The following is a 25,404-nucleotide window of genomic DNA, read 5'->3' on the forward strand; positions in this document are numbered from 1 at the left end:
CTGTCAGTGATGATCCCGTCCAGGACTGGTGGCCTACGCGCCATGTCGCATTATTCCGACTCAGTCCTCCCTGAAGGCGTGAGCAAAGCTTTCGGCCAAAGGCTGATAGAGATATTCGAGCATCGTGCGTCGTCCCGTCACGATGGAGACATCGACGGGCATGCCTGGATAGAGCTTCACGTTCGGCAGCTCCTTCAGCTGATCGGCGTTCACCTCGACGGTGGCGCTGAAATATGTTGCTCCACTGCGTTCCTCGACCAAGGCATCGGCCGAGACGCGGGTGAGGATGCCTTCGACCGTCGGCGTCACTCGCTGCTTGAAGGCGACAAGGCGCACAGTCGCCGGCAGACCCGGGCGGACGACGTCGATATCCAGCGGCTGGACTTTCACCTCTAGGACCATCTTGTCCTGGACAGGCACCAGGTCGAGAATGTCGCCGCCCGGCGCAATTACCCCGCCAGGCGTGAAATAACGAAGGTTCATCACCACGCCGTCCTCTGGGGCGTGTATGTCCCGGCGATCAGCACGGGCACCAATCTTCGCAAGCGTCTTTTCGAGTTCGAAGCGCTTGGTCTGAACGTCGCGAAGGTCATCGGAGGCAGTCTTGACCTGCGAGGCCTTGACGTTCTCGATCTGCGCGTCGGCCTCTGCGATCTGCTGCCTGAGGCTTTCGATGCGCGCCCGGTTTGCCCCGGCATCGCCCTCGCTGGCAGCGATCTGCCGCTCCAGGCCGAGCGCACGGGACTTCACGCCGAAGCCCTTCTTCAACAATATCTGGGCACCGTCCAGCTCCTCCCGAAGCGAGGGTATCTGGCGCTCGGTCGCGTCGATCTGCGAAACAAGCGCCGAGATCTGAGCTTCGTACTGGGCACTCCGCTGTTGCCAGACCTCGACCTGTGACTTCAGCACTTCGGCCTGGTCCGAAAAAATGCGCTCCTGTCCGGCGAGCGCCTCGGCGACATTCGGTTCGCCCCGCCGGGCGAGCAGTTCCGCCGGGAACGCGATCTGAGCCAGGCTGTCGCGCTGGGCGGTGAGGCGGGCTTCGCTGGCCAGCAGTGCATCAAGCTGGTCGCGTATGGTATCACGGTCCGACCCCGCATCAAGCCCGTCGAGCCGAACCAGCACCTGCCCTTTTTTGACCGCATCTCCCTCGCGAACAAGGATTTCCCGAATGATACCGCCTTCCAGGTGCTGGATGGTCTTGCGGTTGCTGTCGACCTTGACGACGCCTGGAGCAACTGCGGCGCTCGTCAGCGGAGCGGTCGCCGCCCAGCCGCCGAAGCCGCAGAACATCAGTCCAATCACGGCAAGGCCGCCCACCACATGGCTGCGAATGGGCGGATATGCCGGCGGTGCCGCTAGTTCCAGTATTGCAGAAGGCAGGGCAGCATTCCTCACGACGCACTCCTTTCTGAAGACACCACCCTGACCTGCGGCGCGGCGATTGAAGGCTCGGGACGACGCAGTTGGGCAAGCACCGCATCGCGCGGGCCGAACATCTGGGTCTGGCCCTCGTTGAGCACCAGCAGCGAATCGACATGTGCCATCAGCGACGGCCGATGGGCAATGATGACAACCGTCGAGCCGGCCTCCTTCACCGCTGCGATTGCCTGGTTCAGCGCCTCTTCCCCGGCCGCGTCCAGACTGGAATTCGGCTCGTCGAGCACCACCAGCGCCGGGCGGCCGTAAAGCGCCCGCGCGAGGCCGATGCGCTGGCGCTGACCGCCGGACAGGATGGAACCGTGCTCTCCGATGTCGGTGTCGTATCCCCTGGGGAGCCTGAGAATCATCTCATGCACCCCGGCCATCTTGGCAGCGATCACGACCGCCGCCGGATCGCCTTCCTCCATACGGGCGATGTTCTCGCGAATGCTCCCCGGAAAGAGCTCGACATCCTGCGGCAGGTAGCCGACGTGGCGGCCGAAATCGGTCCGATTCCAGGAAAACACGTCGGCACCGTCGAGGCGAACCTGGCCGTGCTGCGGCGAAGCCATGCCGACAATGAGCCGAGCGAGCGTTGATTTGCCAGCCGCCGACGGGCCGATCACCGCAAGCACATTGCCGGGCGAGAGCGAGAAGGTGACGTTCCTTAGTACTGCTCCCCTGGAGCCCGTCGGCGAATAGGTCACTGCTTCGACGGCAAGCTGCCCCTGCGGTCTTGGCAATTCCATACCCGCCGGGCGCAGCTGCGGAGCCTCGAACAGTCGGTTGAGCCGCCCCCATGCCTCGCGCGCCCCTGTCGTCTGTTTCCAGGTGGCGATCGCCTGTTCGACCGGAGCAAGCGCCCGTGACATGATGATCGACGCGGCGATCATGGCACCGGGCGAAACCTCGTGGCGCAGAGAAAGCCAGGCGCCAAGGCCCAGCACCGCGACCTGCAGAAACATCCGGAACGGCTTTGTGAAGGCGCTGATCAGGCCGGCGCGGTCGCTGGCGCGCGACTGCAGCGAAAGCACATGGGCATTGGCCGTGTCCCAGCGCTGCATCAGTGCGCCGCCCATTCCCATGCCGTCGACCACCTCGGCGTTGCGGAAGGCGGCATCGGCCCCCTGGTAGGCGCGCGCCGAAGCCATGTTGGCCTGCTTGAGCGTGACGGCCGTCAGTGCGTTGTTGGCGAGCGCGAGGCAGAAGAGGACGACGGCGCCGCCGAGCGCCAGGAGCCCTAACAGCGGGTGGAGCAGGAAAATAAAGACAAGGTAGATCGGCATCCATGGCGCATCGAACAGTGCCATGATGCCGCCGCCGCCGAGATAGCCACGCAGGGTGGCGAGGTCACGCAGGCCTTCGGTCCGGTAGGGGATGCCACGCAGCGCATTCTCGAGGCTGCGCCCCAGCACTTGCGGCGAGAGGACGCGGTCGATCCAGACGCCGAGCCGCACCAGCAGCCGGGACCGGAAAAGCTCCAGCGCGCCCATCGCCGCGAGCGCGCCAGTCGCAATCAGCGTGAGATAGACGAGCGTCTCGACGCTACGGCCGGGCAGCACGCGGTCATAGACCTGCAACATGTAAACGGAGGTCGACAGCACGAGCAGGTTGATGATGAGGCTGAACCCCGCCACCGCGACAAAGCCGCTACGGCAGCGGGCAAGCATCTGGGTGAGCATGTTGTCGTTTGGCATAGTAGCCCTGAACTGGACGAGAACCCGCAATGGGTCGGTTCGGGGACCGACTGTGCGTGCCCCGGCGGAAACCAGCCTGTGGTGTGTGTATCGGGCGGGGTTGATCAATCGGAGCGGCGGCCATCACGGCCGCCGCTCCGGAGACGATGCCTCAGGCTCCCGGCGCTGCCCAGGCGATGTGGCCCTCGACCGCGGACTGGTCCACACCGAGGACCACGATGTCGAAGCTTCCGATATGGATGACGGTGTCCGAACCGTTCATGGTGATCGTGCCGCCCGCCGCCGCAAAGGCATCGTGGGTGACGTCGAGCGCGATGCTGTCGTTGCCGTTGCCGAAGTCGTGGATGTAGTTCGTGCTGGTGTTCGTCGTGACACCGCCGCTCTCCAGCCAGGTGAACGAATTGTCGTAGTTGGCACTCCCGCTCTGCTGGTTCTTCGCGCCGAACGTGTAGTCGACATGGGTCGTGTCCGTGTTCACGTCGACGCCATGCGATGCCGCCTCAGCGGCCCTCCACTCTGCGAGGTTGGACAGGAACGAGTTCCAGACGCCGTTCGTGTTGGCGCCGGCCGTCTGGGTCGGAACAATTCCGTCATGGAAATATTCCGTGTGCAACTGCGCTTCCGACTGTTGCAAGTTGATGTTGAAAACGAACTTGTCGTTCCCATATCCGCCCGAAAGGTTGTTTGTGCCTTGGGACTCTACGATCGTGTCGTTGTCCTGGACGAGCTTTGCGTCACCGTGGTTGTTGGTATAGTATTGTTCGGTAGCAGGACCAGCAATGATGGTATCATTCCCACCGCTGCCGATAATGATGTCGTTCGTGTTGTGGCTGACGCCATCGGTACTGACTTCACCCGATAGATCCAGCGTACCCCCGCCTAAGGGCATTGTATAATCAGTCATTTACGTCTCCGTCCTGTTAAGTGCGTTTTCGCACTTCCTGTAGATAACCGCGACGCCCCCCTTGCCGCCGCGATTGCGGGAACAGGCGTAATCGGTGGCCGGGACCCTATATTAGCGTTTACCGATTAGAAACCATTTTTTATAATAAAGAGGCGCTTAACCTTAACAACGTGGCGAAAGCTTCGTCTGTTAACTGGCAAAAAGCCGGGCGGTCTCTCGCTACGCGCCTACACGCCTTGCCTTCGTGTATTCTCCAGCGAGCCCATTGAGTTAGAACCGCTCGGGTGCGGCTGAATTGGAATAGCCGGATCTGCGATCAATCGCCAGCAAGGTCCGAAGGCTCCTCTTACCTTGACCGCTTCGTCAGCCCCCGGGCCATCATCGGAGCTTCGTATCTCACTGTCGTCGGGGGCGTGTGTTGGAGCAGGTCGCCATCGCCTGGACGAACCTGAAGGTAGCCCGCTCAATGGGCGATCGATGTTAATTAATGTAGCATGACGTCAGCAAGTGCGCCCCGCCAGAGATTAGGGGAATACTAACGTTGGCAAAGGACGGATGCTACCCATGCAGGTGCCGCAACAGGTTGAAAGCGGACCTGGGTCACGACTTAACGCGGCCCATTCTCTCTCGAAAATTCAGCAGTGCGCGCCCTAGCCAGTTAGGAAGCCCTACGTCCTCGGCCATGGCAATCATGCCCTCTCGATGACGCTCCAAAGCCGCGTGGTCGGTCCAGTAGTCAGGCGCAATTGCTAGCTTGCGTTCGATCCTCTGTAGCAAATCCCCGTTTTGCGGAATCTTCAGCGCGAACGCCCTTTCTTGGCGGATACAGACCCTCTCGACGCGGGAACGTATCTCCTCTGAGTAGCCGATGTTATGCCTGATTAGCCTGCCGTGGGTTGCTTCATGAACGAGGGTGGATGCAATAATTTCTGGAGTGGAGGTAAGGACATACTTGTTGTCGATCAGGCACCGTCGCAGACTTTCGACGAAGCAAGCCGTTTTGACGGGGAGCGGATGCGACCAAATTCGATCGATCTCTTTCAATATCCTTCGATACCGATACATGTCATACGCTTTGATGAGATGAAGAGCCTTCTCAAGCTTGCAAAGCGCTTCGGTGTCGTTCTCGTCAGCGAAGACACCGACCCAAAGACCGTCAATGCAGATATTACGCGACAGGTGCATAAATACCCGGTCGATAAACCGTCTAATAACTGAGGGTGGACGCGAACTGGTCATAGGGCGGCCGATAGATTTCACAACCAAGTATCATCATCTCGATTTCACCGAGTTGAATAGCAGCCCATAGCCGGGAATAGCTGAAGTCACCGTCAACGATGACACTCGAATTTGAATGACGACCAAGTCGGCGCCAGCCATTCCGCGCCGGAAGTCGCCCGCTTCATCGGACGGCTGAATTCGCTACTTTCAAGTGTCGATTAATGTGGCACAACGTCAAGAGATTGTGGCCGCCGGCCGCCGCCACTTCGAGCGCGCGCTTGGCCGTCTCCTGGCCCTTGATGTCGGCGAGGTCGGGCAGGTCGCGCGCCGAGGCGTGGATGCCGGCTTCGGGCCGCGACAGCACCTGCGTGCCGCGGAAATGGTTGGCGATCGCGAGGTCGGCGGGCGCGAGATTGACCGTCACCTTCTTCGACGGCATCGACAGGCCCGACGCATGAAGTGCCGCCTGCACCCGCTCGCGGCTTTCGGCAACCGCCTTGTCGGGCAAGCCGACGATCTGCATGCCGACCTTGCCCGGCGGGACCATCACCTGCACGTCGACCGGCACGGCCTCGATGCCCTGGAAAGCGACCGTGCGAACCCGCGCCACCATCGTGTTGCCCCCGGATACGGGCTGGCCTCAGCCCGTGCGATCAGGCCCGAAATGGCCTCTTCGGCAGACAATCACAGTTTCTTGATCAAATCAAGAACATTACAGGAACATCTATTCGTAGAAGTTGCATGGCGACCGTGCCCGGTTGCGACAGCGGAACATGGTTAATACAAAATGAAAACGGCTACTTCCGCCTTTTGTCCTCGACCGCATCCCAGAACAGGCTGGCGATGTCGGCGCCGCCGAAGCGGGCGACTTCGCGCACGCCGGTGGGCGAGGTGACGTTGATCTCCGTCATATAGTCGCCGATGACGTCGATGCCGACAAGAATGAAGCCGCGTTCCCTGAGCGACGGCCCGATGCGGGCGCAGATCTCGCGTTCGCGCGCCGTCAGCTCCGTCTTCTCGGCACGGCCGCCGACATGCATGTTGGAACGGGAATCGTGCTCGGCCGGCACCCGGTTGATGGCGCCGACGGGCTCGCCGTCGATCAGGATGATGCGCTTGTCGCCCTTGCGGACGTCCTTGAGGTAACGCTGCACGATATAGGGCTCGCGAAACAGCTGGCCGAACATTTCGAGCAGCGAGGCGAGATTGCGGTCGGCTTCAAGCAGATGGAAGATGCCGGCGCCGCCATTGCCGTAAAGCGGCTTGATGATGATGTCGCCGAACTCCTTGCGGAAGGCGGCGACTTCCAGCGGATCCTTGGTGATCAGCGTCTCCGGCATCAGGTCGGAAAACTCGGTGACGAAGATCTTTTCCGGGCTGTTGCGCACCCAGGCCGGATCATTGACCACCAATGTCTTCGGATGGATGCGCTCCAGCATGTGCGTGGTGGTGATGTAGTTCATGTCGAAGGGCGGGTCCTGGCGCAGCAGGACGACGTCCATCTCGGACAGGTCGGTGCGCACCTTCTCGCCCAGCGAGTAATGATTACCCTTCTCGTCCCGCACCTGCATCTCCTCGATGCGGGCAAACACCTTGCCGTCGCGCAGCGACAGCCGGTCGGGCGTATAGTGGAACAGCTGGTGGCCGCGCCGCTGCGCTTCCAGCGACAGCGCGAACGACGTGTCGCCGGCGATCGACACGCTGGAGACATGGTCCATCTGGACGGCGATTTTCAACTTCATGGTGGCTCCCCAGCGCAGTCGACGAGAGCGATATAAGGGCCGCCGCGCCTTCTGCCAATCCGGCCAGCGCCCTAACGGTTGAAAACCAGCCTGGAATAGCCAGCGGCGGCATGGCCGGCCTGGCAAACGGCAGCCTCCGGCGCGGGATCGAAAGAAGGCGCCAGCCGGCCGCCGCCTAGTCCGCCACGGCGTCGGCTCCCTGTCTCCATAGGCGGGGCGTTCGGCCCACGCTACTGCGAAACACCCGCGTCAGGTGGCTTTGATCGACGAATCCACAGGCCAAGGCCACTTCGGAAATGCCGAGCCTGCTTTGGCGCAGCAACGTCTTTGCCTTCTGGATGCGCTCGTTCATCAGCCACTTGTAGGGCGGAACGCCAACGGTCTGACGAAAGGCGCGGGCGAAGTAGCTGACCGACAGACCGCAGGCCTGGGCGATGTCGGCGATGGCGATGTCGCCGCTCAAATTGGCCAGCATCATCTCGCGGGCCCGCTGCATTTGCCATGGCGCCAAGCCGCCAACGACTCTGGCAGGCCCGTGACCGGGGGCGTAGGTCCTAACGAGATGGGCATGGAAGGCCAGCGCCACTTGATCGATGAACAACTGGTCGCTCGATCCGTAGTGAGCGGCCTTCGCCTCCAGGGCGCGGCTCAGGCCATACAGGATCGGATCGTTCACGCCGCCCAGGATCGTTCGCAGACCGACAGGCGGCCGCTCGCCAGAGTCGTATGCGAGATCGTGCAGGGTCCGCCTCGATATTTGCAGGCGCAGAAAGTCCACGGATTGATGGAGATGCGCGATCGGAGACGCCTCCAGGTCCAGAAGCACCACATCGCCGGCATTGACCTCGGGATAGTTGACGTGACGACCGTCGATCCAGCCCTCCATCCTGGCTATTGGCGACAGGTAGACGATCACCGCGAATCCTGGCTCGGGTGCCACCGCGCGGGTGAGGCATGGCCCAGCCTGGAGGCGGCTGATCGCGATCGGGTCCTTCGAGATCGTCTTGGAGAAAAAGGCAGTCTGGACCGGGGCCTTATACCGAAATGCCAGGTACGATTTGAAAACCGCCAGGTCCATATTCTGACGCGGCACTGAGGCTTCGTCCGAGGCGTCGACTGGTTCGCCGTCTTCGGCGTCGCTTTGCAATGCAGAGCCTTCGCCGGCGCCGAACATCCCGCGCAGAAACGTCTGACGCTGCCGCGCGTGCTCCGGTGACAGGTCTTCCGGGCTGAACGAACGCGAACCGAAAGTCATGGGATGCCTACTCCAGCCAAGTCTCAGGGCATCGCCGCCGCTTGGAAGCGGGGCAGATATTGCCTTGGGTCGTCGAGGCGCAACCGCCGCCACCGCGCAGGGCTCTTTCCTTCAAGTTGCGAGAATATGCGCGTGAAATGGCTTTGGTCGGTGAACCCGCAGGCGACGGCGACCTCCGCTGCTGGCATCTCCATGTTCAGGAGAAGGTTCTTCGCCTGTCTGACGCGCTCCTTCATCAGCCATTTGTGAGCGGGGATCTCGGCCGTGCGCCTGAAAGCCCTGGCAAAGTAATTCACGGAGAGTTCGCAGGCCTCCGCCAGTTCCGCGAGTGTAACGCCTTCCGCGATCCTTGCGGACATCAACTCGGTGGCGCGCCGGTATTGCCAGGGCGCCAGTCCTCCCCGCAGAGGCTTGATGCTGCGGAGTTGGCCGTAGGTCTGGGCAATGTGAAGCTGAAAGGCGAGCGCCACGTGGTCAAGGAATAGAGCGTCCTCATCGCCGAACATCTGCGTCTTCTTCAGCATGGCGGTGCCTAGCCCGAAGAGAACCGAGTCCTCCGCGCCGAAGGTGGGACGCAGCGACCCGATCGGCGGCCGGCCGAACTCATCAGCGAGATCATCCAAGCTGCGCTGCGACATCTGCACCCGCAGGGTTTGCATTGGATCTCGGATCAGAACCCTTGGGAAGGTGCTGAGGTCAAAGATACAGATTTCGCCGGCTCTCATCGCCCCCAAGGCTTCTTTGCGCCCGTCCATTCGCGCTTCCAGTCTCGGCAAGGGCGTCAGGACGATATGGACCGAAAAGGCCGCTTCGGGCTCCGGCTTTAACGTCCATGCGCCCGAAGGTTCGGGTACGGCGACATGCGTGAATATCGTTGGGTCTTTCGAGATGCCCTTGGCGAAACAGCTTTTGGTGGAGGCCGCACGGAACCGACGCTGTATCAGGGCGTCGTGGTGGTCGATTTGCGTGGCCGGATCATTCATCGATCTTCACCATCTGAGCTGACCTTGCGCTCTGCGGCCTCCGATTTCCAGAGGCTCTTACGAAGGGGCGGTATCCGCACGGCCAGCGAACCGTGCTCGGCCGCCGCTCGCAAACACAAGAGATACCTTATTTTCGTTGGCGTAGGTGTTATGGACAAATTTGTCCATAACGCCTACGCTCAATTCCGTGTGATCAATGGAAAAGCGAGGCAAAGAAGCTGATGACCACCACTGTCTTCATCACCGGCGCGTCACGAGGTGTCGGGCGCGCTTGTGCGACAGCGTTCCTCGACGCTGGCTGGAATGTTTTCGCGACTGCTCGAGATCCCGACCAGATCGGCATATCTCCAAGCCAAAGGCTGGCAACGGCGAAATTGGATTTGAGGGATGATTCATCGATCTCGGCGGCCGTGGAGCACGCCATCGGCCGTTTCGGATCGATCGACATTCTACTCAATAATGCCGGGATCGGCCTTGGCGGTCCTGTGGAAGCGGTAAGCCGTGAGGAATTCCACGGCTTGCTCGACGTAAATGTGGTCGGCGCGGCGCTTGTCACGAAAGCTCTGCTCCCGACGATGCGGCTGAAGGGGAGCGGCCTGATTATTAATGTAGGATCGCTGGCCGGAGCCGTCGGCCTTCCATATCTGGCACCTTACTGTGCAAGTAAATTCGCATTGGCAGGCTTGAGCGAGGCCATGCGGTATGAGCTTGGACCTTTCGGCATCCGGGTAAAGTTAGTCGAATTGACTGGAAGTCGGACGCAGTTCAAGCAGCCAATTCTTCACCACGAGGCCTATGCAACGAAGGCCGCCGCGATTGAACGGCGTCTGCAGGAAGGGCTGGCTTTAGCCACTCCTCCTGACACTGTTGCAAAGGAGATTTTGCGGATCGCGGGCTCGAGTTCCGATCGGTTGCGATATGTGGTTGGAACCGGGGGCCTTCTAGCGAGGATAAGGGGGTTCCTGCCCGATAGGATGATTAGCTCGATGTTGGCACGCGCATTCGGCTTGATCTGAAACCGCGAGCCTGCCTCGTCTCGACCGGGACGAGGCCGAGCCGCCCCTATATTTGGATTGTGAGCCCGGAAGGAGCAAATCGTGGCCAGGCCCCGGCAATTCGACCATGACGCCGCATTGAACGAAGCGATCAAAGTCTTCTGGATCAACGGATACGCCGGTACGTCAACCGATGATCTGAGAAAGGCCATGGGATTGGGCCGCCAAAGTCTCTACAACGCCTTCGGAGATAAGCGGCAGCTCTATCTGGAAGCTCTTTCGGCCTATCTGCGACGCACCATCTCTACACATCTCGATCGCCTCGGTTCGTCTTCATCGGCCTTGGCGGGCATTCGAGCGCTGCTGCTGGGAGTAATCGCCGAGGACCAATTTGAGCGAGAGCTTGGATGCCTGGGTGTAGTATCTGCCAGCGAGTTTGGAACGCGTGATCATGAACTCGCCCAACTGCAAAGCAAAGCAGGTGCCGCGTTGTCTGCCAGACTGATCGAACGGGTAGGCGAAGCTACAGCCAGCGGAGAAATTGACCCGCGGGTGAACGCCGAGGATGGAGCGTTCTTTATTCAGATGACCATGAACGGATTGCAACTCGCGGCCCGCGCTGGCGCGCCCGTGAATGTACTGCGCACCATGGCAGATTTCGCTGTCGAGCGTTTGCAGGCGCGACTGGCAACCGAATAGGGGGCCTGACGCGAGTACGAGAGTCCATGCAAATTGGGCTAGGAAATCGCGCTCGCGCCAGAGCAGTGGACGGTGCTCAGGTCAAAGATGCCGATCTCACCGGCTTTCATTGCCCCAAGGTTTCCTTGCGCCCTCCATTCGCTTCCAATCTCGGCAGGGGGGCAGCACGATATGGGCCGAAAAGGTAAGCCTCGGGCAGATTGGGCTAAGCCCGTCCAAAACACGCCATGAATCTACCAGCGGCAGCGGGCGCCTTTGTCCATCGTCAGGACGTCGTCGAAGTTCTCGGCGCCTCGACATGGCTACAAGGAGCTACTCACATGACCACGTTATCAGTTGTCTTCCGGCGGATTCACATTGTTGCGGCCGCCGTTTTCAGCCTCTCCATCATACCGGTGGCCGCCTCGGCGCAGTCCGCGCAAAACGTCATTCTCGTGCACGGCGCCTGGGGCGATGGAGCGAATTGGTCGAAGGTCATTCCCATCCTTGCCGCAAAGGGTTTGAACGTCACCGCGGTCCAACTACCGCTGACTTCGCTCGCTGACGATGCAGCGACGGTGAAACGCGCGATCGACCTTGTGGACGGGCCGGTCGTGCTGGCGGGGCACTCCTATGGAGGTGCGGTGATCACCGAGGCCGGAAACGATCCCAAGGTTTCCGCGCTGGTCTATGTCGCCGCGTTCGCGCCCGATGCTGGTCAATCCGCGGGATCGTTGAACGCGACCGTAGCCCCCACGCCGCTGGCGGCGGAAGCCAAACCCGATGCGGAGGGCTTCATCAAGCTGACGAAGACGGGCGTCTACGACGATTTTGCCCAGGATGTGACGCCGGCCGAGAAGCAGCTTCTCTACGTGACGGAGTCGCCAACCAGCGTGAAGTCCCTGGGAGGCAGCATCACCGACGCCGCCTGGCACAACAAGCCCTCCTGGTACATCGTGGCTTCTCATGACCGGGCGATCCAGCCGGCGCTGGAGGCGGAAATGGCCAAGGCGATCAAGGCGAAGACCACGACGGTCGAAGGCAGTCACCTGATCATGCTCTCGAAGGCCTCCGCGGTGGCTGCGGTGATCGAGCAGGCCACCCACTAATCCTCAGCTGAGCGGCATCCCGAGGCGCCCGCGGTCTCAGTACGCGGCGAACCGCAGATGCCGCTCGGCCTGACCTGCAATTGCTGCAGTCCCATCAACGCGAATGTGGAGTTTCTTCCATGACTGCGAAATCTGTTATCCTGGTACACGGGGCATGGGCGGACGGATCGAGTTGGAGCAAGGTTATTCTCGAGCTCGCAGCCGAGGGGTTGTGGGTGACGGCAATCCAGATGCCGCTTACGAGCTTCGGCGATGATGTCGCCACCCTGCGCCGCGCCCTTGCGCTCGTCGAAGGCCCAGTCATTCTTGTCGGACATTCATACGGTGGTTCGGTCATTACCGAGGGAGGCAATGACAAGAAGGTGGCCGCGCTTGTATTCATAGCCGCCTTTGCGCCGGACAGCGACGAATCTGCTGCCTCGCTCGGGGAGAGCGTAGATCCCCCTCCGATGGCCGTTGAGGTTCGGCCCGACTCAGCGGGATTCCTGAAACTGACCGAGAGCGGAATCCGCGATCACTTCGCCCAGGATCTTTCCGATAGTGAGAAGACGGTTCTGTTCGCCGCCCAGGCGCCTACCGCCGTTGCGTCCTTAACAGGAAAGATCACGGAACCCGCGTGGCAATCGCGCCCAAGCTGGTATCTGTTGGCAACCGAGGATCATGCCATCGCGCCCAAACTCCAGCACATCATGGCGAGCCGGATAATGGCCAAGGTCACGGAAGTCGCTTCGAGCCATGTGGCGATGCTGTCCCATTCCGACCTGGCCACCCGTCTCATCCTCGAGGCCGTTCGCGCGGTCTGAATTCAGCCAAGCCGGCTGATTGCCCAAGACGCGGCTGGCCGCGTCGTGATCCATGCAAACAGCTTTCAAGCGATCACCTTGAAAGAATCCAGGGACCGCGAGTCCGCCCTCGCACTGAGCCGAGGCCCGAGCTTCGCGATCCCGTGGATTGCGGGGGCAAGCTCGCCTCGGGCCGGTCCGGGGCGGGCTCTTTGCCAATCCGGCCAGCGCCCTAACGGTCGAAGACCAGCCTGGAATAGCCGACGAAGGAGAGCGCCATGGCCGCCAGCGAGGCCGCGGCGAGCGCAGCCAGCGGCGGCATGGCTGGGACGGCAAACAGCAGGGCGCAGTAGACGAGATAGTTGGCGACGCTGGTGGCGATGCCGACGCCGCCATAGCGGGCGCCCTCTCGCGCAAGGCCGCGGCTCGATGGCGCGAAGGTCAGGCGGCGGTTGATCTGCCAGGTGACGCACAGCGCGAAGCCGATCGACAGGATGCGGGCGCCGAAAGGCCCGAGCGGGGTGACGGCCAGCAGCAGCCACAGCGCGGCGGCATCGGCGACGAAGCCGATGCCGCCGGCGAAGACAAACCTTGCGACACGTTGCATCTCTCAGGCCGCGCGCGGGGTCTTGCCCGTTTCCGGCTTCTGCGCCACCGCGCCGGCGCGGCGCTCGGAACGGCCCGAGGGCATGGAGAGGTAGAAGATGCGCTTCTGCTCGGCCCGGCCTCGCGACACCGAATCCAGGATCAGCCCTGTCACGGCCGCGAGCATCGACAGCAGCAGCAAGCCGACCGACAGCACCCAGGTCGGCATGCGCGGGACGAGGCCGGTTTCAGCGAACTCGACCAGTACCGGCGCCATCAGGAACAGGCTGGACGCCAGGAAGAAGAGCGAAAAGGCGCCGAAGAAGCGCAGCGGCTGCGTCTCCTTCATCAGCATGGCGAACATCCACAGGATCCTGGCGCCATCGCGGAAGGTCGATAGTTTCGAGGAAGACCCGACCGGCCGGCGGCCGTAGTCGAGAGCGATTTCGGCGACCGGCAGTTTGAGCTGCGAGGCGTGCACCGACATCTCGGTCTCGATCTCGAAGCCGCCGGAGACGGCCGGAAAGCTCTTGACGAAGCGCCTGGTGAAGACGCGGTAGCCCGAGAAGATGTCGGTGAAATCACTGCCGAAGAGCCATTTGTAGAGGCTGTTGAAGACACGGTTGCCGAAAGCATGGCCGGTCCTGCCGGCGTCGTCGATCACGCCGCGCCTGGTGCCCACCACCATGTCGCAACGCTCGGTCAGAAGCGTGTTGATCAGCTGGGGCGCGTCCTCGGGCGCATAGGTGCCGTCGCCGTCGGCCATCAGATAGATGTCGGCGTCGATGTCGGCGAACATGCGCCGCACCACATTGCCTTTGCCCTGGCGCGGTTCGCGGACCACGGTGGCACCGGCCGCACGGGCCCTGAGCGCCGTCAGGTCGCGTGAATTGTTGTCGTAGACATAGATGGTGGCGTCCGGCAGCGTCTCGCGGAATCGCTGCACCACCTCGGCGACGGTCAGCTCCTCATTGTAGCAAGGCAGGAGCACGGCGATGACCGGTTCATGGCTGATGGCTTGCGGCATTTTCGTCTCCGGATGCCTGGTCGACCACACGGTCGCGCGCCGGACCGGCCTCGTCCAGGCGGTTTTACTATTTATTGAAGCCGTTAAGGCTAGGTTTAAGGCCGACTTCATGAGTGTCGATTGGCCTTGAAAGGTCCGGCATTCCCGCCAGGGGCATCGGGATGGGCACAGCAAGGGGAACTTCCACCTGGAGGTCCGATATCGCGTTCGCGCTGCTTGCCGCCCTGCTGCTGCTGGCCCTCAATGCCCATGCCGGGTTCCCGCAACTGGCCGATCCGGCCGGCGACAATGACAGCCTGCTGCAACTGGTCGAAGTCCGTGACCTCATGGCCGGCCAGCGCTGGTTCGACCTGCACCAGTACAGGATGGGCCTGGAAGGCGGCTTCGTCATGCACTGGTCGCGGCTGCTCGACGCGCCGCTGGCGCTTGCCATCCTCGCCGTATCGGCCCTGACGGGCAGCCCCGCTTTGGCCGAACAAATCGTGCAGATCGCCTGGCCTGCCCTGCAGTTCTGGCTTGCTGTCTTCTTCATCATCCGCGCTGCGCGCGCTTTCGCCGGGGCTCATGCGGTGCTGCCCGCCGTCGTCGTCGGCGGGGCGGCCCTGTACTATATCGGCATATTTTCTCCGGGCGCGCTCGATCATCACAATGTCCAGCTTGTGCTGACCCTGGCAAGCCTCGCCTTGCTGCTCGAGGCACCCACGCATCGACTGGCTGCCTTCGTCGCGGGCATCTGCGCCACGCTGACCCTGGCCATCGGCATGGAAAGCGCTCCCTATGCCGGAACCCTCGGCGCCGTCGTCGCCCTGCTGTTCCTCGGCAATGGCGCCGGCGAAAGGCTGATCGCCAGGGATTTCGGTCTCGGCGTCGCCGCCGTCGCGGCTTTGGTCTTCGCCATCACCGTCCCCGTATCGTCCTGGGGTCAGGCCCAGTGCGATACGTTCTCGATCGTGCAGTTCGCTCTCGCCGCGCTCGCCGGCGCCGGTCTGGCGGTCGTCGCGTCATGGAAGGCCGCCAACGCCACGCTCGCCCGGCGCCTGATCTCGCTCGGCCTGCTTGCCGCCGTCCTTGCTCTTGTCGTGGTGTTCCTGTTCCCGCAATGCCTGGCCGCCCCCTATGCCAGGCTCGATCCGCGTCTCCAGCAGATGTGGCTCGGCCATATCGAGGAGGCGCAGTCGATCTTCCAGCTTGTCTTCGATGATCCGGTCAGGGTCGTGGCGCGTTTCGCCACGCCGCTGGTGGCGATCATCGTGATGGCGCTTCATTTCAGCCATGGCGGATGGCGGCGGCAGGACAGCCTCGTCGGCGCGCTGTTGGTGGTGGCGTTCCTGGTCAGCGCCTGGGAAGTGCGCGGCTCGACCTTCTCCATCGCCTTCGCGGTGATCCCGCTTTCGGCATGGATCGCCAAATGGCGGCAGCGGGCCGAGGCCAGCCCGTCCGGCGGCTCGGTGCTGAGGATGGCCGCGGCCTGGCTGATCTCGGTGAATGCCATCTGGTCGGGCGCCGCCGAGGCTGCATCGAGCGCCTTCGCAATCGGCGCACCTCCCAGGGACGCCAGTATCGATTCGCCCTGCAACAGCAGGGGTTCGTTCGCCGTACTTGGCCGGATGGCCCCCACCACGGTTCTTGCCATCTCCAATCTTGGCTCGCCGATCCTCGCCTTCACCGGACATCGCGTCTTCGCCGGGCCCTACCATCGCAATGTCGCCGGAAATCTGCTCGCGCTCGACGCCCTGCTGGGCTCCGCCGCCGATGCGAAGGCCATCATCGAAAGCCACCATGTCGGCCTCGTCGCGCTCTGCCGCGGCAACCCGGAAAGCCGGCTGTTGACGGCCAGCGCGCCTGACAGCTTCCTGGCCGGACTGATGCGCGGCAGCGTGCCGGAATGGCTGGAACCAGTGGCTGAGGCCCATGACGCCCCGCTCGAACTCTACCGCGTCAGGTCTAGAGGCTGAAAATTTCTGCAAAAACAAAGGCTTGATGAGCGGCCGCGCCGGTTTCGCGAAGGCATCCGGCCTCGTGTTCGGGCATCGTCTCCGGCGAAGACCGGAACCCATTTTTCGGGATCATGCTCCGGCTACAAAAAATCGTTTTCAGGATACGTTTCCTAAAGGGTTTGCTGCCAGTCTCGGAAACAAATCCGACGTCAAAAAACAGGGACACCGATGCAAACTCCGTTTGGCACCGGTCAGGCAAACAGGGAGAGCACGGATCTGGCCTTCACCGATCCGTTGACCGGGCTTGGCAACCATCGCCGCTTCTTCGACAAGGTCGATCGCCTGATCAGCGACCGTGCCGACGATCCCGCACCCTTCACCGTTGGCATCCTCGACCTCGACGGCTTCAAGCCGATCAACGATCTGTTCGGCCACAAGGCCGGTGACGATATCCTGATCCAGGTCGCCATGCGGCTGCGCGCCTCGATGGATGGCCATTCGACAGTCTGCCGTATCGGCGCCGACGAATTCGCCTTCCTCTATCCGCTGGTGTTCAGCGAGGAAGCGGCGGCGGAAAAATCCCGCATGCTGATCGAGATCCTGTCGGCGCCCTATGATGTCGGCGAACGCACCGCCAGGCTCTCGGCCTCGGTCGGCTGCTCGCTGTTCTATTCCGGCGACGAGACCACCGAGATCCTCATCAACAAGGCCGAAACGGCGCTCTACCACGCCAAGCGTTCCGGTCGTGGCCGCGTCGTCGTCTATACGCGCGAGATGGAAGAAGCGGCCAAGCGCGTCACCCGCATCGAACAGGCGCTGCGCCGTGCCGTTTCGGCCGGCGAGGTGGAGCCGCACTTCCAGCCGATCGTCGATCTCAACACGCGCCGCACCATCGGCTTCGAGGCGCTGGCGCGCTGGACCGATCGCGATCTCGGCACGGTGCCGCCGACGGTGTTCATTCCGATCGCCGAAGAGCGCGGCATCATCGGCCCGCTGTCGCAGCTGGTGCTGCGCAAGGCGACCGAGGCGGCGAGAAGCTGGCCGAACGATCTCTTCCTGGCGTTCAACCTGTCGCCCTCGCAGCTCGTCGACCAGAACACCGGCCTGCATATACTGGCGATCCTCGACCGCACCGGCTTCGATCCGCGCCGGCTGGAGATCGAGATCACCGAGACCGGCCTGATGAACGACCCGGCCTCGGCCGAGAAGATCGTCGAGGATCTGCGTCGCGTCGGCATCCGCGTCTCGCTGGATGATTTCGGCACCGGCCAGTCCTCGCTCGGGCGCCTGCGCGAATTCCATTTTGACAAACTCAAGATCGACCGCGCCTTCGTCTCTTCCATTCTCGAAGACCGCCCGTCCGAACACATCATCCGCGCCATTCTGGCCATGTGCGAAGGGCTTGGCATGGATGTGGTTGCCGAAGGTATCGAAGAGGAAGCGCAGGCCGACCGTCTGGTCCAGTTCGGCTGCGCTGGTGGGCAGGGTTATCTGTTCGGTAAACCGGCCGATGCCGACGCCACCCTCGGCTATCTCCGCGATTCCTTCCGCGGCGCCCTGCGCGCCAAGGCGATCTGACCTGCGATCCCGGCGCTGTCCACCCTCACGGCTTGCGTCCGGCGCGGCGCATTGTCGTTTTGTCTGACATAAGCACGGAAATCCGACGTTTCGGCCTTGCCCGCGCGACTTGCGTGGCTAGGATGCGCGCCATTCTGGCTACGGCGCCGCGCATCTTTCAGGACGCGCAAAGGACGCTGTAGAATTTTATTTGCGCATGATTCCTTTCCGAAAATCGATCCGATTTTCGGGGGGTCATGCGCGCGGAGAGAAAGATATGATGCCATCGGCGCATTTTCCCGACCTCGAAGGAGCTTCGGTGCTGATCACCGGCGGCGGGTCCGGGATAGGCGCCGCCCTGACCGAGGGGTTTGTGCGCCAGGGCGCCAACGTCGCCTTCATCGACTTCGCCGACAAGCCCAGCACCGCGCTTGCCGGCCGCATCGAGAAGGAACTCGGCCGGCGGCCGCTCTATCTCAAGACCGATCTGCGCGATATCTCAGCGCTGCGCGCTGCCGCGGCGACGGCCGCCGAGGCGCATGGCGATGTCACCGTGTTGATCAACAATGCCGCATGGGACGAGCGCCACGATATCGCGAACGTCACCGTCGAGTTCTGGGACAACAATCTCGCGATCAATCTGCGGCCGCATTTCTTTACCGCGCAAGCGGTGGCGCCGGGGATGAAGCGGGCCGGTGGCGGTTCGATCATCAACTTCACCTCGACATCCTACCTCATCAACCACCCCGACATGCCGGCCTACACCGCCGCCAAGGCGGGTATCCTCGGCCTCACCAAGGGCCTGGCCGGCAAGCTCGGGCCCGACCGCATCCGCGTCAACGCCGTTGCGCCCGGCTGGGTGATCACCGAACGGCAGCGGGAACGCTGGGTGACGGAAGAAGCGCTTGCCGCCCATGTCGCCAAGCAGTGCATCAAGGACGTCATGCGGCCGGACGACATGATCGGCACGGTGCTGTTCCTGGCGTCGGACGCTTCGCGCATGCTGACGGCGCAAATGTTGATCGTCGACGGAGGCTTCCTGTGAGCGCGATTCCGGCGGTAGCGGCGCTCGATTGGGGCACGACCAGGCTTCGGGCATGGCTGATCGACGGCAGCGGCAAGGTGCTTGCCGAGCGGCGCGGCGATGACGGCCTCCTCACCGCGCGCGAGAAAGGCTTCTCCAACGTGCTCGAAGGCCATCTTGGTGCCATGGGCGCGCCGGAAACGCTGCCGGTCATCATCTGCGGCATGGCTGGCTCCCGCCAGGGCTGGCTCGAGGCGCCCTATGTCACCGTGCCGGCGCCGATCGGTGCGATCCTCGGTGGCGCGGCCAGGGTGCCCGATCAGAAACGCGATATCCGCATCGTTCCAGGCCTTGCCCAGCATCTGGCCGACGCGCCGGACGTCATGCGCGGTGAGGAAACACAGCTTGCCGGCGCCGGTTTGCCGGCAAAGGGGCGGCATCTCGCCTGCATGCCCGGCACGCACTCGAAATGGGTCGTCGTCGAGGATGGCGCGGTTGCCGGCTTCGGCACATGGCCGACGGGCGAATTGTTTTCGGTGCTGGCCGCGCATTCGATCCTCAAGCATTCGCTGGGCGAGCATCCGGCCCCGGTCGCGGCGGACAATCCATTCTTCCGGCAATGGTGCGATCAGGCGCTTGGCGAGGGCGGCGACGTCACTTCGAAGCTGTTTGCCATCCGGGCCGCCGGGCTCCTGCAGGACCTGAAGTCGCAGGATGCAGCGGCCTGCCTGTCCGGACTTTTGATCGGCGGCGAGATCGCCTCGGCCAGACGCCGCTATGGCACCGGCGATGCGCCGGTCGTGCTGATCGCTTCCGGCGCACTGGCGGGGCTCTACCAAGCCGCGCTTGGCCTTGCCGGACTTGATCTTCGCACCGTCGACGCCGATGAGGCGGTGCGTGCAGGGCTCATCGAAGCCGCGCGCGAGAACGGCATGATCACCAGAATCGGAGCTTTGGCATGACCGAGACCGCCCCATTCCCGAAGCTCAAGCGCGGGCTTGTCGCGATCCTGCGCGGCCTGAAGCCCGCCGAGGCGATTGCCATGGGGCAGGCCTTGTTCGACGCCGGCATCGAGGCGATCGAAGTGCCGCTGAACTCACCCGAGCCCTTCTCGTCGATCGCCAGGATTGTCGAAGTGCTGCCGAAAACGGCGCTGGTCGGCGCTGGTACCGTGCTGACTGCGGCCGATGTCGACGGCCTGCACAAGGCCGGCGGGCGGCTCCTGATCAGCCCCAACATCGATGCCGAGGTGATGGCGCGCGCGATGCATCATGGCATGGTGACCATGCCTGGCGTGTTCACGCCCACCGAGGCCTTCCAGGCGATCCGTCTTGGGGCCTCGGCCATGAAATTCTTCCCCGCCAGCGTGCTCGGGGCATCAGGCATTTCCGCGATCCGGGCCGTGCTGCCGGCGCAGACCCTGGTCGGCGCCGTCGGCGGCGTTTCGGAAAAGGATTTTGCCGGCTACAAGGCGGTCGGCGTCACGGTCTTCGGCCTCGGCTCCAGCCTGTTCAAGCCGGGCATGAGTGTCGATGAGGTGGCGCTCCGCGCGCACGCCGCCGTATCGGCCTGGGATGCGGTGTTCAGAGACGCAGGATGAGCGAAGTTTCGGTTTTCTCCGATCATATATGCCAACTCGGCGAAGGGCCGAGCTACGATCCCGCCACCGACGCGCTGTTCTGGTTCGACATCGTCAACGGCCGTCTTCTGGAAAAACCGGTGTCCAGCGGCGCGCTGAAGATCCATGAGCTCGGCCAGATGGCGAGCGCTATCGCCATCATCGATGAGCAGCGACAGATGATCGCCACCGAAACCGGGCTTTTTGTCCGCGAGGTCGCGACCGGCAGGATGACGCTGCATACCCCGATCGAGGCCGACAATCCGGTCACCCGCTCCAACGATTCCCGTGTCCACCCCTGCGGTGCGCTGTGGACCGGAACGATGGGCAAGAAGGAGGAAAAGGGCGCTGGTTCGATCTACTGGTTCTTCAAGGGCGATCTGCGCCGCATGTTTTCGGACATCACCGTGTCGAACTCGATCTGTTTTTCGCCGGACGGTGCGCTCGCCTACTACACCGATACCTCGACCGGCCTGTTGATGCGTATCGCCTGTGATCGGGCGACCGGCCTGCCCGCCGGCGAGCCGAAAGTGTTTGTCGATCATCGCTCGGCCAAGGGCTATGTCGACGGATCGGTGGTCGACCGCGACGGCGTGCTGTGGAACGCCGTCTGGGGCGGCAAGGCGGTCAAGGCCTATTCACCCGACGGCACGCTGCTGCGCGAGCTGGCGATGCCGGTGACGCAGCCCTCCTGCCCGGCCTTTGTCGGCAAGAACGCCGATCGGCTGGCGGTCACGTCCGCCTGGTCGGGCAAGGATGAGAAACAGCGGCAGCTCGATCCGCAGGCGGGCATGACCTTCCTGCTCGATATCGACGTCAACGGCCGGTTCGAGCCGCGCGTGTTGATCGCCTGAACAGGCCGGGCGATCCGCGCCACTCATATCCTCTCGCGGTGCTGTCACGCAGGCGTCCGGCTTGGGTCGGTTTCGCGAAAGCTGTTTGCGTCGGCCGTGCGATGGTAGGCGATCACAGCGCCGGGAATCATTCACCTCATGTCGAGCCACAAGCCAAAGCTGATCCTTGTCTACGAGCCGGAAAAGGCTTGCTTCGATCGCCTGATCGCCGACGGTTTCGCACCGCAGCGCGCCACCGAAATCTCGTCGTATCTGGCGCAGTCGACCGATCTCGCCCCCGAATTCGAGGCGCTGGCTGCCGCCTGCGGGGCGCGGGGGCTGTCCTTTGCGCCGGTTGCGCTCGACGATGCGGCCCAGGCGCTTGACGGCGAGGATGCGCGGAACACGCTGGTCTGGACGCTGTCTGACGGCATCGCCTATTTTCGCGGCGGCGCCGCGCCCGCGCTGGCTCGGCTCAAGGGGTTGCGGACGGTCGGCGCGGATGATTCGCTGTTCGCGCTCTGCCAGGACAAGTTCCGCTCCGGTGCCGTGCTTGGCGCGCTCGGCCTGCCGGTGCCGCAGGCCGGTCTTGCCCGGGACGGCAAATGGCTGGTCCAGCCGCCGGCTTCCGCCGCCGGCTGGTTCGTCAAGCCCAACCGGCTCGGCGCCAAGATCGGCATCTGGCCGGATTCGCGTGCGGCTGATCTCCGCCACGCGCTGGAGCTCAGCCGGCGTGTCTTCGCGGCCTATCGCGACGACGTCGTCGTCCAGCCCTATGTCGCCGGCCGCAACGTGCGCGCCAGCTTCCTCGGGCTGATGCCGCAAGCCGGTGTCGAGGCGCTCGGCATCGCCTTCGTCGATTCGGGCGCGGATTTCCAGACCATGGCGGACAGCCTGGCGCTCTATGGTGAAACCGGCGAGGCGGCGAAGGCGGCCGGAAATTATGTCGAACCGGAACTCGTGGCGGTTGCCGATGCCCAGCCAGCCGCCGACGCCAGGATCAGGGAGATCGCCAAACGGCTGATGGATGGGCTCGGCCTACGCGACGTGTTTTCCATCGACCTGCGCGTCGAGCCCGACGACACCGTTCATCTGATCGAATTCGAGGTCTGCCCCGGCCTGCCCTGCTTCGATTTCCGCGCCTACTGCCGCTCGCAATGGGGGTTGAGTCTGGCCGACGCGATGGCTGAGACCGCGGCGAACAGGCTGGCCGGCAGGGAACGTCGCGTCGCAACGGGCTGACGGCTTGGTGAGAAACCGCCGGGCTTTTTGACGCGCTTCGGCCGGCTTCGCCTGCTTGACGCTTTCGGGCGTGCCTTTACTGTCGGGGCAGAGCCCTCGACGAAACCCCGAATTGCGTCAGGACAAGAGATGGAGCAGTTCGACGTTTCCGTGAAACGACCAACCGCTCCAACGCCTCAGATGCCTTCGACCAGCACGATCTCGCCGTCGGCGACCTTCTGGCGGATGGCCACGGCGCGCTGATATTCGGGCGAGTGATAGCAGTCATGCGCGGCCGCAAGCGATTCGAATTCGATGATCACGTTGCGTGCACGGCCGGGCCCTTCGGCCTTTTCATGCGCGCCGCCGCGCGCCAGGAATTTCGCGCCGAAGCGGTCGAAGGCCAGCTTCGAGGCGGCGACGTAGTCCTTGTAGCCTTCGGCGTCGCGCACATCGACACGAGCGATCCAGTATCCCTTGGGCATGCTTTTTCTCCGGGTTTGTATCGGGGGCGTCAGGCCGAGCGCATTTCATCGAGGATGGCTTCGGCCGCTTCGCGTTTGTTCACCGCGGCGACGATCGGCCGGCCGACAACGAGGTGGCTGGAGCCGTTCCGGATCGCCTGACCCGGGGTCACCACCCGCTTCTGGTCGCCATGGTCGCTGCCCACAGGCCGGATGCCGGGCGTCACCACAGCCATGTCGGGCCCGACGATGCGGCGCACCGCTTCGGCCTCAGCGGCCGAGCAGACGATGCCGCCCATGCCGGCATGCAGCGCCTGTTCCGAGCGCCTGAGCACGAGCGTGTGCGGATCATACTCATAGCCGACGTCGATCATGTCCTGCTCGTCCATCGAGGTCAGCACGCTGACGGCGAGCAGGCAGAGGTCGCTGCCCCTGGCCGCTTCCGCCGCCGCCTGCATCGCCTTGGGATAGGCGTGGATGGTCAGCATGGTCATGCCCATCTTGACGATGTTTTCCACGCCCTTGGCGACCGAATGGTCGATGTCGAGCAGCTTCATGTCGAGGAAGACCTTCGTTCCGCCACTGGCCAGTTCCCTGGCGAAGTCGAGGCCGCCGGCGAAGGCCAGTTGATAGCCGATCTTGTAGAAGGAGACGATGCCATCGAGTTCGCGCACCGCCTGCTCGGCTTCTTTCACGGTCGGCACGTCGAGGCCGACGATCAACCGGTCCTGCATCGTCGTGGCAATCACGCCTCGATCCGCGTGGCCAGCATGCGCGAGGTTTCGATCAGCGTGCGGCATAAATGCTCCATCGATTTGTGCAGTCTTTCGTCACGGAAATGGCCGTCCTCGCCGAAGGCGTCCCCGCCGTCGGGCACCGAACATTCCGGTGTCACCACTTCCATCTGGCAGCGCACCAGAACGGCGCGCAGGTGGTTGATGCAGCGAATGCCGCCAAAATGGCCGTTGGAGGACGAGCAGAGGCCGGCGACCTTGCCGGCAAGCGGCCTGACCGATCGGCCGCCCTCCCGGCGCACGCGGCTCACCCAGTCGATCGTGTTCTTGAGCAGCGGCGGGATCGAGCCGTTATATTCCGGCGTGGCGATCAGCAATCCGTCATGGGCGGTGATCAGCCGCGCAAGCTTGTGGGCGTTTTCCGGGACGCCGTTCTCCTTTTCCAGATCCTCGTCGAGGATCGGCAAGGAATAATCGGCAAGCGAAATGCGGGTGACTTCGGCGCCCTGCACCGCAAGTTCCTTCTGCGCCAAGTCGGCGGTCCTGCCGCTATAGGCGCCGCTGCGCACCGAGCCGGCGAAGACGAGGATTTTCGGGATCACTGCCATTGGCCACCCTTGTTCCGGGACTGGTACAGCCAGAGGCCGCGCAAATCAACGCGCCAGAGCCATAAAACATTCGCGATTGGCCGAGGCCTTTCCAACTTCGTCATCCCTGGGCGAAGCAGGAGCGAAGCTCCGTCGCGGAGACCCTGGGATCCATTCCGTGACCTTGGCCGTGGAGTGTAGCGGAGCAGAATTCTGCACCGCGGCAGCGCACGGAAGCCACGGCGTGGATCCTCGGGTCTGCGCTGCGGCGCTATGCTCCTTGCTCCGCCCGTGGATGACGAAGTGACGGACGTTTAAGCCAATCGCAGTTATGCGATCCGCAAACAGCTCTGCGCCGTCGCTAATGCGCCTCGCGGCGGTAGATCCACAGCTGCGTCGGCGGGATGTTACGGAAGATGAAGTCGAAATGCTTGACCGTGTAGTCGCCGCGGCCGGCCGGGATCGGCGACATCGGACCATAGGTCAGTTGCACGATCGGCCGTCCGGCCGGGATGCGGTCGAGCAGGCTCTCTATATAGGCGATGCGCCGGGCGACCGGGAAGTTGAGCAGCGGCACGCCGGAAACGACGGAATCGAAGATCATCCCGCTTTTCTCGCCGAGCGTGGCGTTGAGGTTGAAGGCATCGCCCTCGATGACGTTGACGCCGGGATAGAGCCGGCGCAGATGACGGACGAAATCGGCGGAATATTCGACCGCGTAAAGGTTCTCGGGCCGCACCCCCTGCGCCAGGATGGCGCGGGTGATGACGCCTGTGCCGGGGCCGACCTCGAGCACCGGCAGGCCGGACCTGGGATTGACGATAGAGGCCATCTTGCGGGCGGTGATCGAGCTGGTCGGAACGATCGAGCCGACCGTCTTCGGCTTGTCGATCCAGCCCTTGAAGAATTTGAGTTCGTCGTCGAACTTTTCGGCAAGCGCCTTCCGCAGTCCGTGACTACGCGTCATGCAAGCTCTCCTCAGCGCTCCCCTTGAACCTACTTAACACCTGGTTGACGCAAGGCAAGGCG

General features: G+C 63.1%; 24 protein-coding genes and 1 pseudogene. 11 read left to right on the plus strand and 14 right to left on the minus strand.

Annotated elements, in window-relative coordinates:
• Window positions 1-60: 60 nt before the first annotated feature.
• The 8 genes and pseudogenes from FJ938_RS05755 to FJ938_RS05790 all read right to left on the minus strand — a co-directional run bounded on the left by FJ938_RS05755 (window position 61) and on the right by FJ938_RS05790 (window position 9,224).
• Window positions 61-1,398 (minus strand): HlyD family type I secretion periplasmic adaptor subunit, encoded by a 1,338-nt coding sequence (locus tag FJ938_RS05755; RefSeq protein WP_140691960.1) that lies wholly within the window; start codon window positions 1,396-1,398, stop codon window positions 61-63.
• Window positions 1,395-3,119: a type I secretion system permease/ATPase gene (locus FJ938_RS05760; RefSeq protein WP_140691962.1), complete on the minus strand. Its 1,725-nt coding sequence runs from the start codon at window positions 3,117-3,119 to the stop codon at window positions 1,395-1,397. The genes FJ938_RS05755 and FJ938_RS05760 overlap by 4 nt, the downstream gene beginning before the upstream one ends.
• Window positions 3,120-3,270: 151 nt before the next feature.
• Window positions 3,271-4,023: a hypothetical protein gene (locus tag FJ938_RS05765; protein WP_140691964.1), complete on the minus strand. Its 753-nt coding sequence runs from the start codon at window positions 4,021-4,023 to the stop codon at window positions 3,271-3,273.
• A 600-nt stretch (window positions 4,024-4,623) separates the two neighbouring features.
• Entirely contained in the window at window positions 4,624-5,262 is a 639-nt protein-coding gene (locus tag FJ938_RS05770) for a hypothetical protein (RefSeq protein ID WP_181169012.1), read from the minus strand.
• A 217-nt stretch (window positions 5,263-5,479) separates the two neighbouring features.
• Window positions 5,480-5,857: pseudogene (locus FJ938_RS05775) on the minus strand (magnesium chelatase domain-containing protein); the annotation flags it as partial.
• A 184-nt stretch (window positions 5,858-6,041) separates the two neighbouring features.
• Window positions 6,042-6,986 carry a glutathione synthase gene (gshB, locus tag FJ938_RS05780; RefSeq protein ID WP_140612624.1) on the minus strand — a complete coding sequence of 315 codons (945 nt, stop codon included), beginning with the start codon at window positions 6,984-6,986 and terminating at the stop codon, window positions 6,042-6,044.
• Between the two features lie 175 nt (window positions 6,987-7,161).
• Window positions 7,162-8,241, minus strand: a complete 1,080-nt coding sequence (locus tag FJ938_RS05785) for an AraC family transcriptional regulator (RefSeq protein WP_140691968.1) — start codon at window positions 8,239-8,241, stop codon at window positions 7,162-7,164.
• A 23-nt stretch (window positions 8,242-8,264) separates the two neighbouring features.
• Entirely contained in the window at window positions 8,265-9,224 is a 960-nt protein-coding gene (locus tag FJ938_RS05790; RefSeq protein WP_140691970.1) for an AraC family transcriptional regulator, read from the minus strand.
• A gap of 221 nt (window positions 9,225-9,445) precedes the next feature.
• On the opposite strand from FJ938_RS05790, the gene FJ938_RS05795 reads away from it, so the two are divergent.
• From FJ938_RS05795 to FJ938_RS05810, 4 genes are all read left to right on the plus strand, one after another.
• Window positions 9,446-10,240, plus strand: a complete 795-nt coding sequence (locus tag FJ938_RS05795; protein ID WP_140691972.1) for an SDR family oxidoreductase — start codon at window positions 9,446-9,448, stop codon at window positions 10,238-10,240.
• A 117-nt stretch (window positions 10,241-10,357) separates the two neighbouring features.
• Window positions 10,358-10,918, plus strand: a complete 561-nt coding sequence (locus FJ938_RS05800; RefSeq protein WP_246673198.1) for a TetR/AcrR family transcriptional regulator — start codon at window positions 10,358-10,360, stop codon at window positions 10,916-10,918.
• Between the two features lie 320 nt (window positions 10,919-11,238).
• Window positions 11,239-12,006: an alpha/beta hydrolase gene (locus FJ938_RS05805; protein ID WP_140691977.1), complete on the plus strand. Its 768-nt coding sequence runs from the start codon at window positions 11,239-11,241 to the stop codon at window positions 12,004-12,006.
• Window positions 12,007-12,125: 119 nt separating this feature from the next.
• Window positions 12,126-12,809, plus strand: a complete 684-nt coding sequence (locus tag FJ938_RS05810) for an alpha/beta hydrolase (protein WP_140691979.1) — start codon at window positions 12,126-12,128, stop codon at window positions 12,807-12,809.
• 211 nt (window positions 12,810-13,020) lie between these two features.
• On the opposite strand, the gene FJ938_RS05815 is transcribed toward FJ938_RS05810, so the two are convergent.
• Together FJ938_RS05815 and FJ938_RS05820 are read right to left on the minus strand one after the other, a co-directional pair.
• A complete protein-coding gene (locus FJ938_RS05815) occupies window positions 13,021-13,395 on the minus strand; it encodes a GtrA family protein (RefSeq protein ID WP_140691981.1) in 375 nt (124 codons plus the stop codon).
• A gap of 3 nt (window positions 13,396-13,398) precedes the next feature.
• Complete coding sequence (locus tag FJ938_RS05820; protein ID WP_140691983.1) at window positions 13,399-14,400, minus strand: glycosyltransferase; 1,002 nt, start codon at window positions 14,398-14,400, stop codon at window positions 13,399-13,401.
• Between the two features lie 161 nt (window positions 14,401-14,561).
• Here FJ938_RS05820 and FJ938_RS05825 point away from each other — a divergent pair, with 161 nt between their 5' ends.
• From FJ938_RS05825 to FJ938_RS05855, 7 genes are all read left to right on the plus strand, one after another.
• Window positions 14,562-16,355 carry a GtrA family protein gene (locus tag FJ938_RS05825; RefSeq protein ID WP_140691985.1) on the plus strand — a complete coding sequence of 598 codons (1,794 nt, stop codon included), beginning with the start codon at window positions 14,562-14,564 and terminating at the stop codon, window positions 16,353-16,355.
• A 210-nt stretch (window positions 16,356-16,565) separates the two neighbouring features.
• Window positions 16,566-17,915, plus strand: a complete 1,350-nt coding sequence (locus FJ938_RS05830) for an EAL domain-containing protein (RefSeq protein ID WP_140691988.1) — start codon at window positions 16,566-16,568, stop codon at window positions 17,913-17,915.
• Window positions 17,916-18,171: 256 nt separating this feature from the next.
• The gene (locus FJ938_RS05835) at window positions 18,172-18,939 is read left to right on the plus strand and encodes an SDR family oxidoreductase (protein WP_140691990.1); all 768 of its coding nucleotides are present in this window, start codon (window positions 18,172-18,174) and stop codon (window positions 18,937-18,939) included.
• Entirely contained in the window at window positions 18,936-19,880 is a 945-nt protein-coding gene (locus FJ938_RS05840) for a 2-dehydro-3-deoxygalactonokinase (RefSeq protein WP_140691992.1), read from the plus strand. Before FJ938_RS05835 ends, FJ938_RS05840 begins: the two co-directional genes overlap by 4 nt.
• Window positions 19,877-20,518, plus strand: coding sequence for a 2-dehydro-3-deoxy-6-phosphogalactonate aldolase (locus FJ938_RS05845; protein WP_140691994.1), 642 nt, complete (start codon window positions 19,877-19,879; stop codon window positions 20,516-20,518). The genes FJ938_RS05840 and FJ938_RS05845 overlap by 4 nt, the downstream gene beginning before the upstream one ends.
• Complete coding sequence (locus FJ938_RS05850; protein WP_140691996.1) at window positions 20,515-21,390, plus strand: SMP-30/gluconolactonase/LRE family protein; 876 nt, start codon at window positions 20,515-20,517, stop codon at window positions 21,388-21,390. The genes FJ938_RS05845 and FJ938_RS05850 overlap by 4 nt, the downstream gene beginning before the upstream one ends.
• Before the next feature lie 138 nt (window positions 21,391-21,528).
• Window positions 21,529-22,611: a D-alanine:D-lactate ligase-like protein gene (locus FJ938_RS05855; protein WP_140691998.1), complete on the plus strand. Its 1,083-nt coding sequence runs from the start codon at window positions 21,529-21,531 to the stop codon at window positions 22,609-22,611.
• Between the two features lie 176 nt (window positions 22,612-22,787).
• Here FJ938_RS05855 and FJ938_RS05860 read toward each other — a convergent pair whose 3' ends face one another.
• The 4 genes from FJ938_RS05860 to pmtA form a co-directional block, all read right to left on the minus strand.
• On the minus strand, window positions 22,788-23,075 hold the full coding sequence (locus tag FJ938_RS05860) for a DUF1330 domain-containing protein (protein WP_140692000.1): 288 nt from the start codon (window positions 23,073-23,075) through the stop codon (window positions 22,788-22,790).
• A gap of 29 nt (window positions 23,076-23,104) precedes the next feature.
• Window positions 23,105-23,788, minus strand: a complete 684-nt coding sequence (pyrF, locus tag FJ938_RS05865) for an orotidine-5'-phosphate decarboxylase (RefSeq protein ID WP_181169015.1) — start codon at window positions 23,786-23,788, stop codon at window positions 23,105-23,107.
• An 11-nt stretch (window positions 23,789-23,799) separates the two neighbouring features.
• Window positions 23,800-24,396, minus strand: a complete 597-nt coding sequence (locus FJ938_RS05870) for an NADPH-dependent FMN reductase (protein WP_140692005.1) — start codon at window positions 24,394-24,396, stop codon at window positions 23,800-23,802.
• Window positions 24,397-24,736: 340 nt separating this feature from the next.
• Window positions 24,737-25,342 carry a phospholipid N-methyltransferase PmtA gene (pmtA, locus tag FJ938_RS05875; protein WP_140692007.1) on the minus strand — a complete coding sequence of 202 codons (606 nt, stop codon included), beginning with the start codon at window positions 25,340-25,342 and terminating at the stop codon, window positions 24,737-24,739.
• Between the last annotated feature and the right edge of the window lie 62 nt (window positions 25,343-25,404).

This window comes from Mesorhizobium sp. B2-4-14 (assembly GCF_006442155.1).
Lineage (GTDB): Bacteria > Pseudomonadota > Alphaproteobacteria > Rhizobiales > Rhizobiaceae > Mesorhizobium.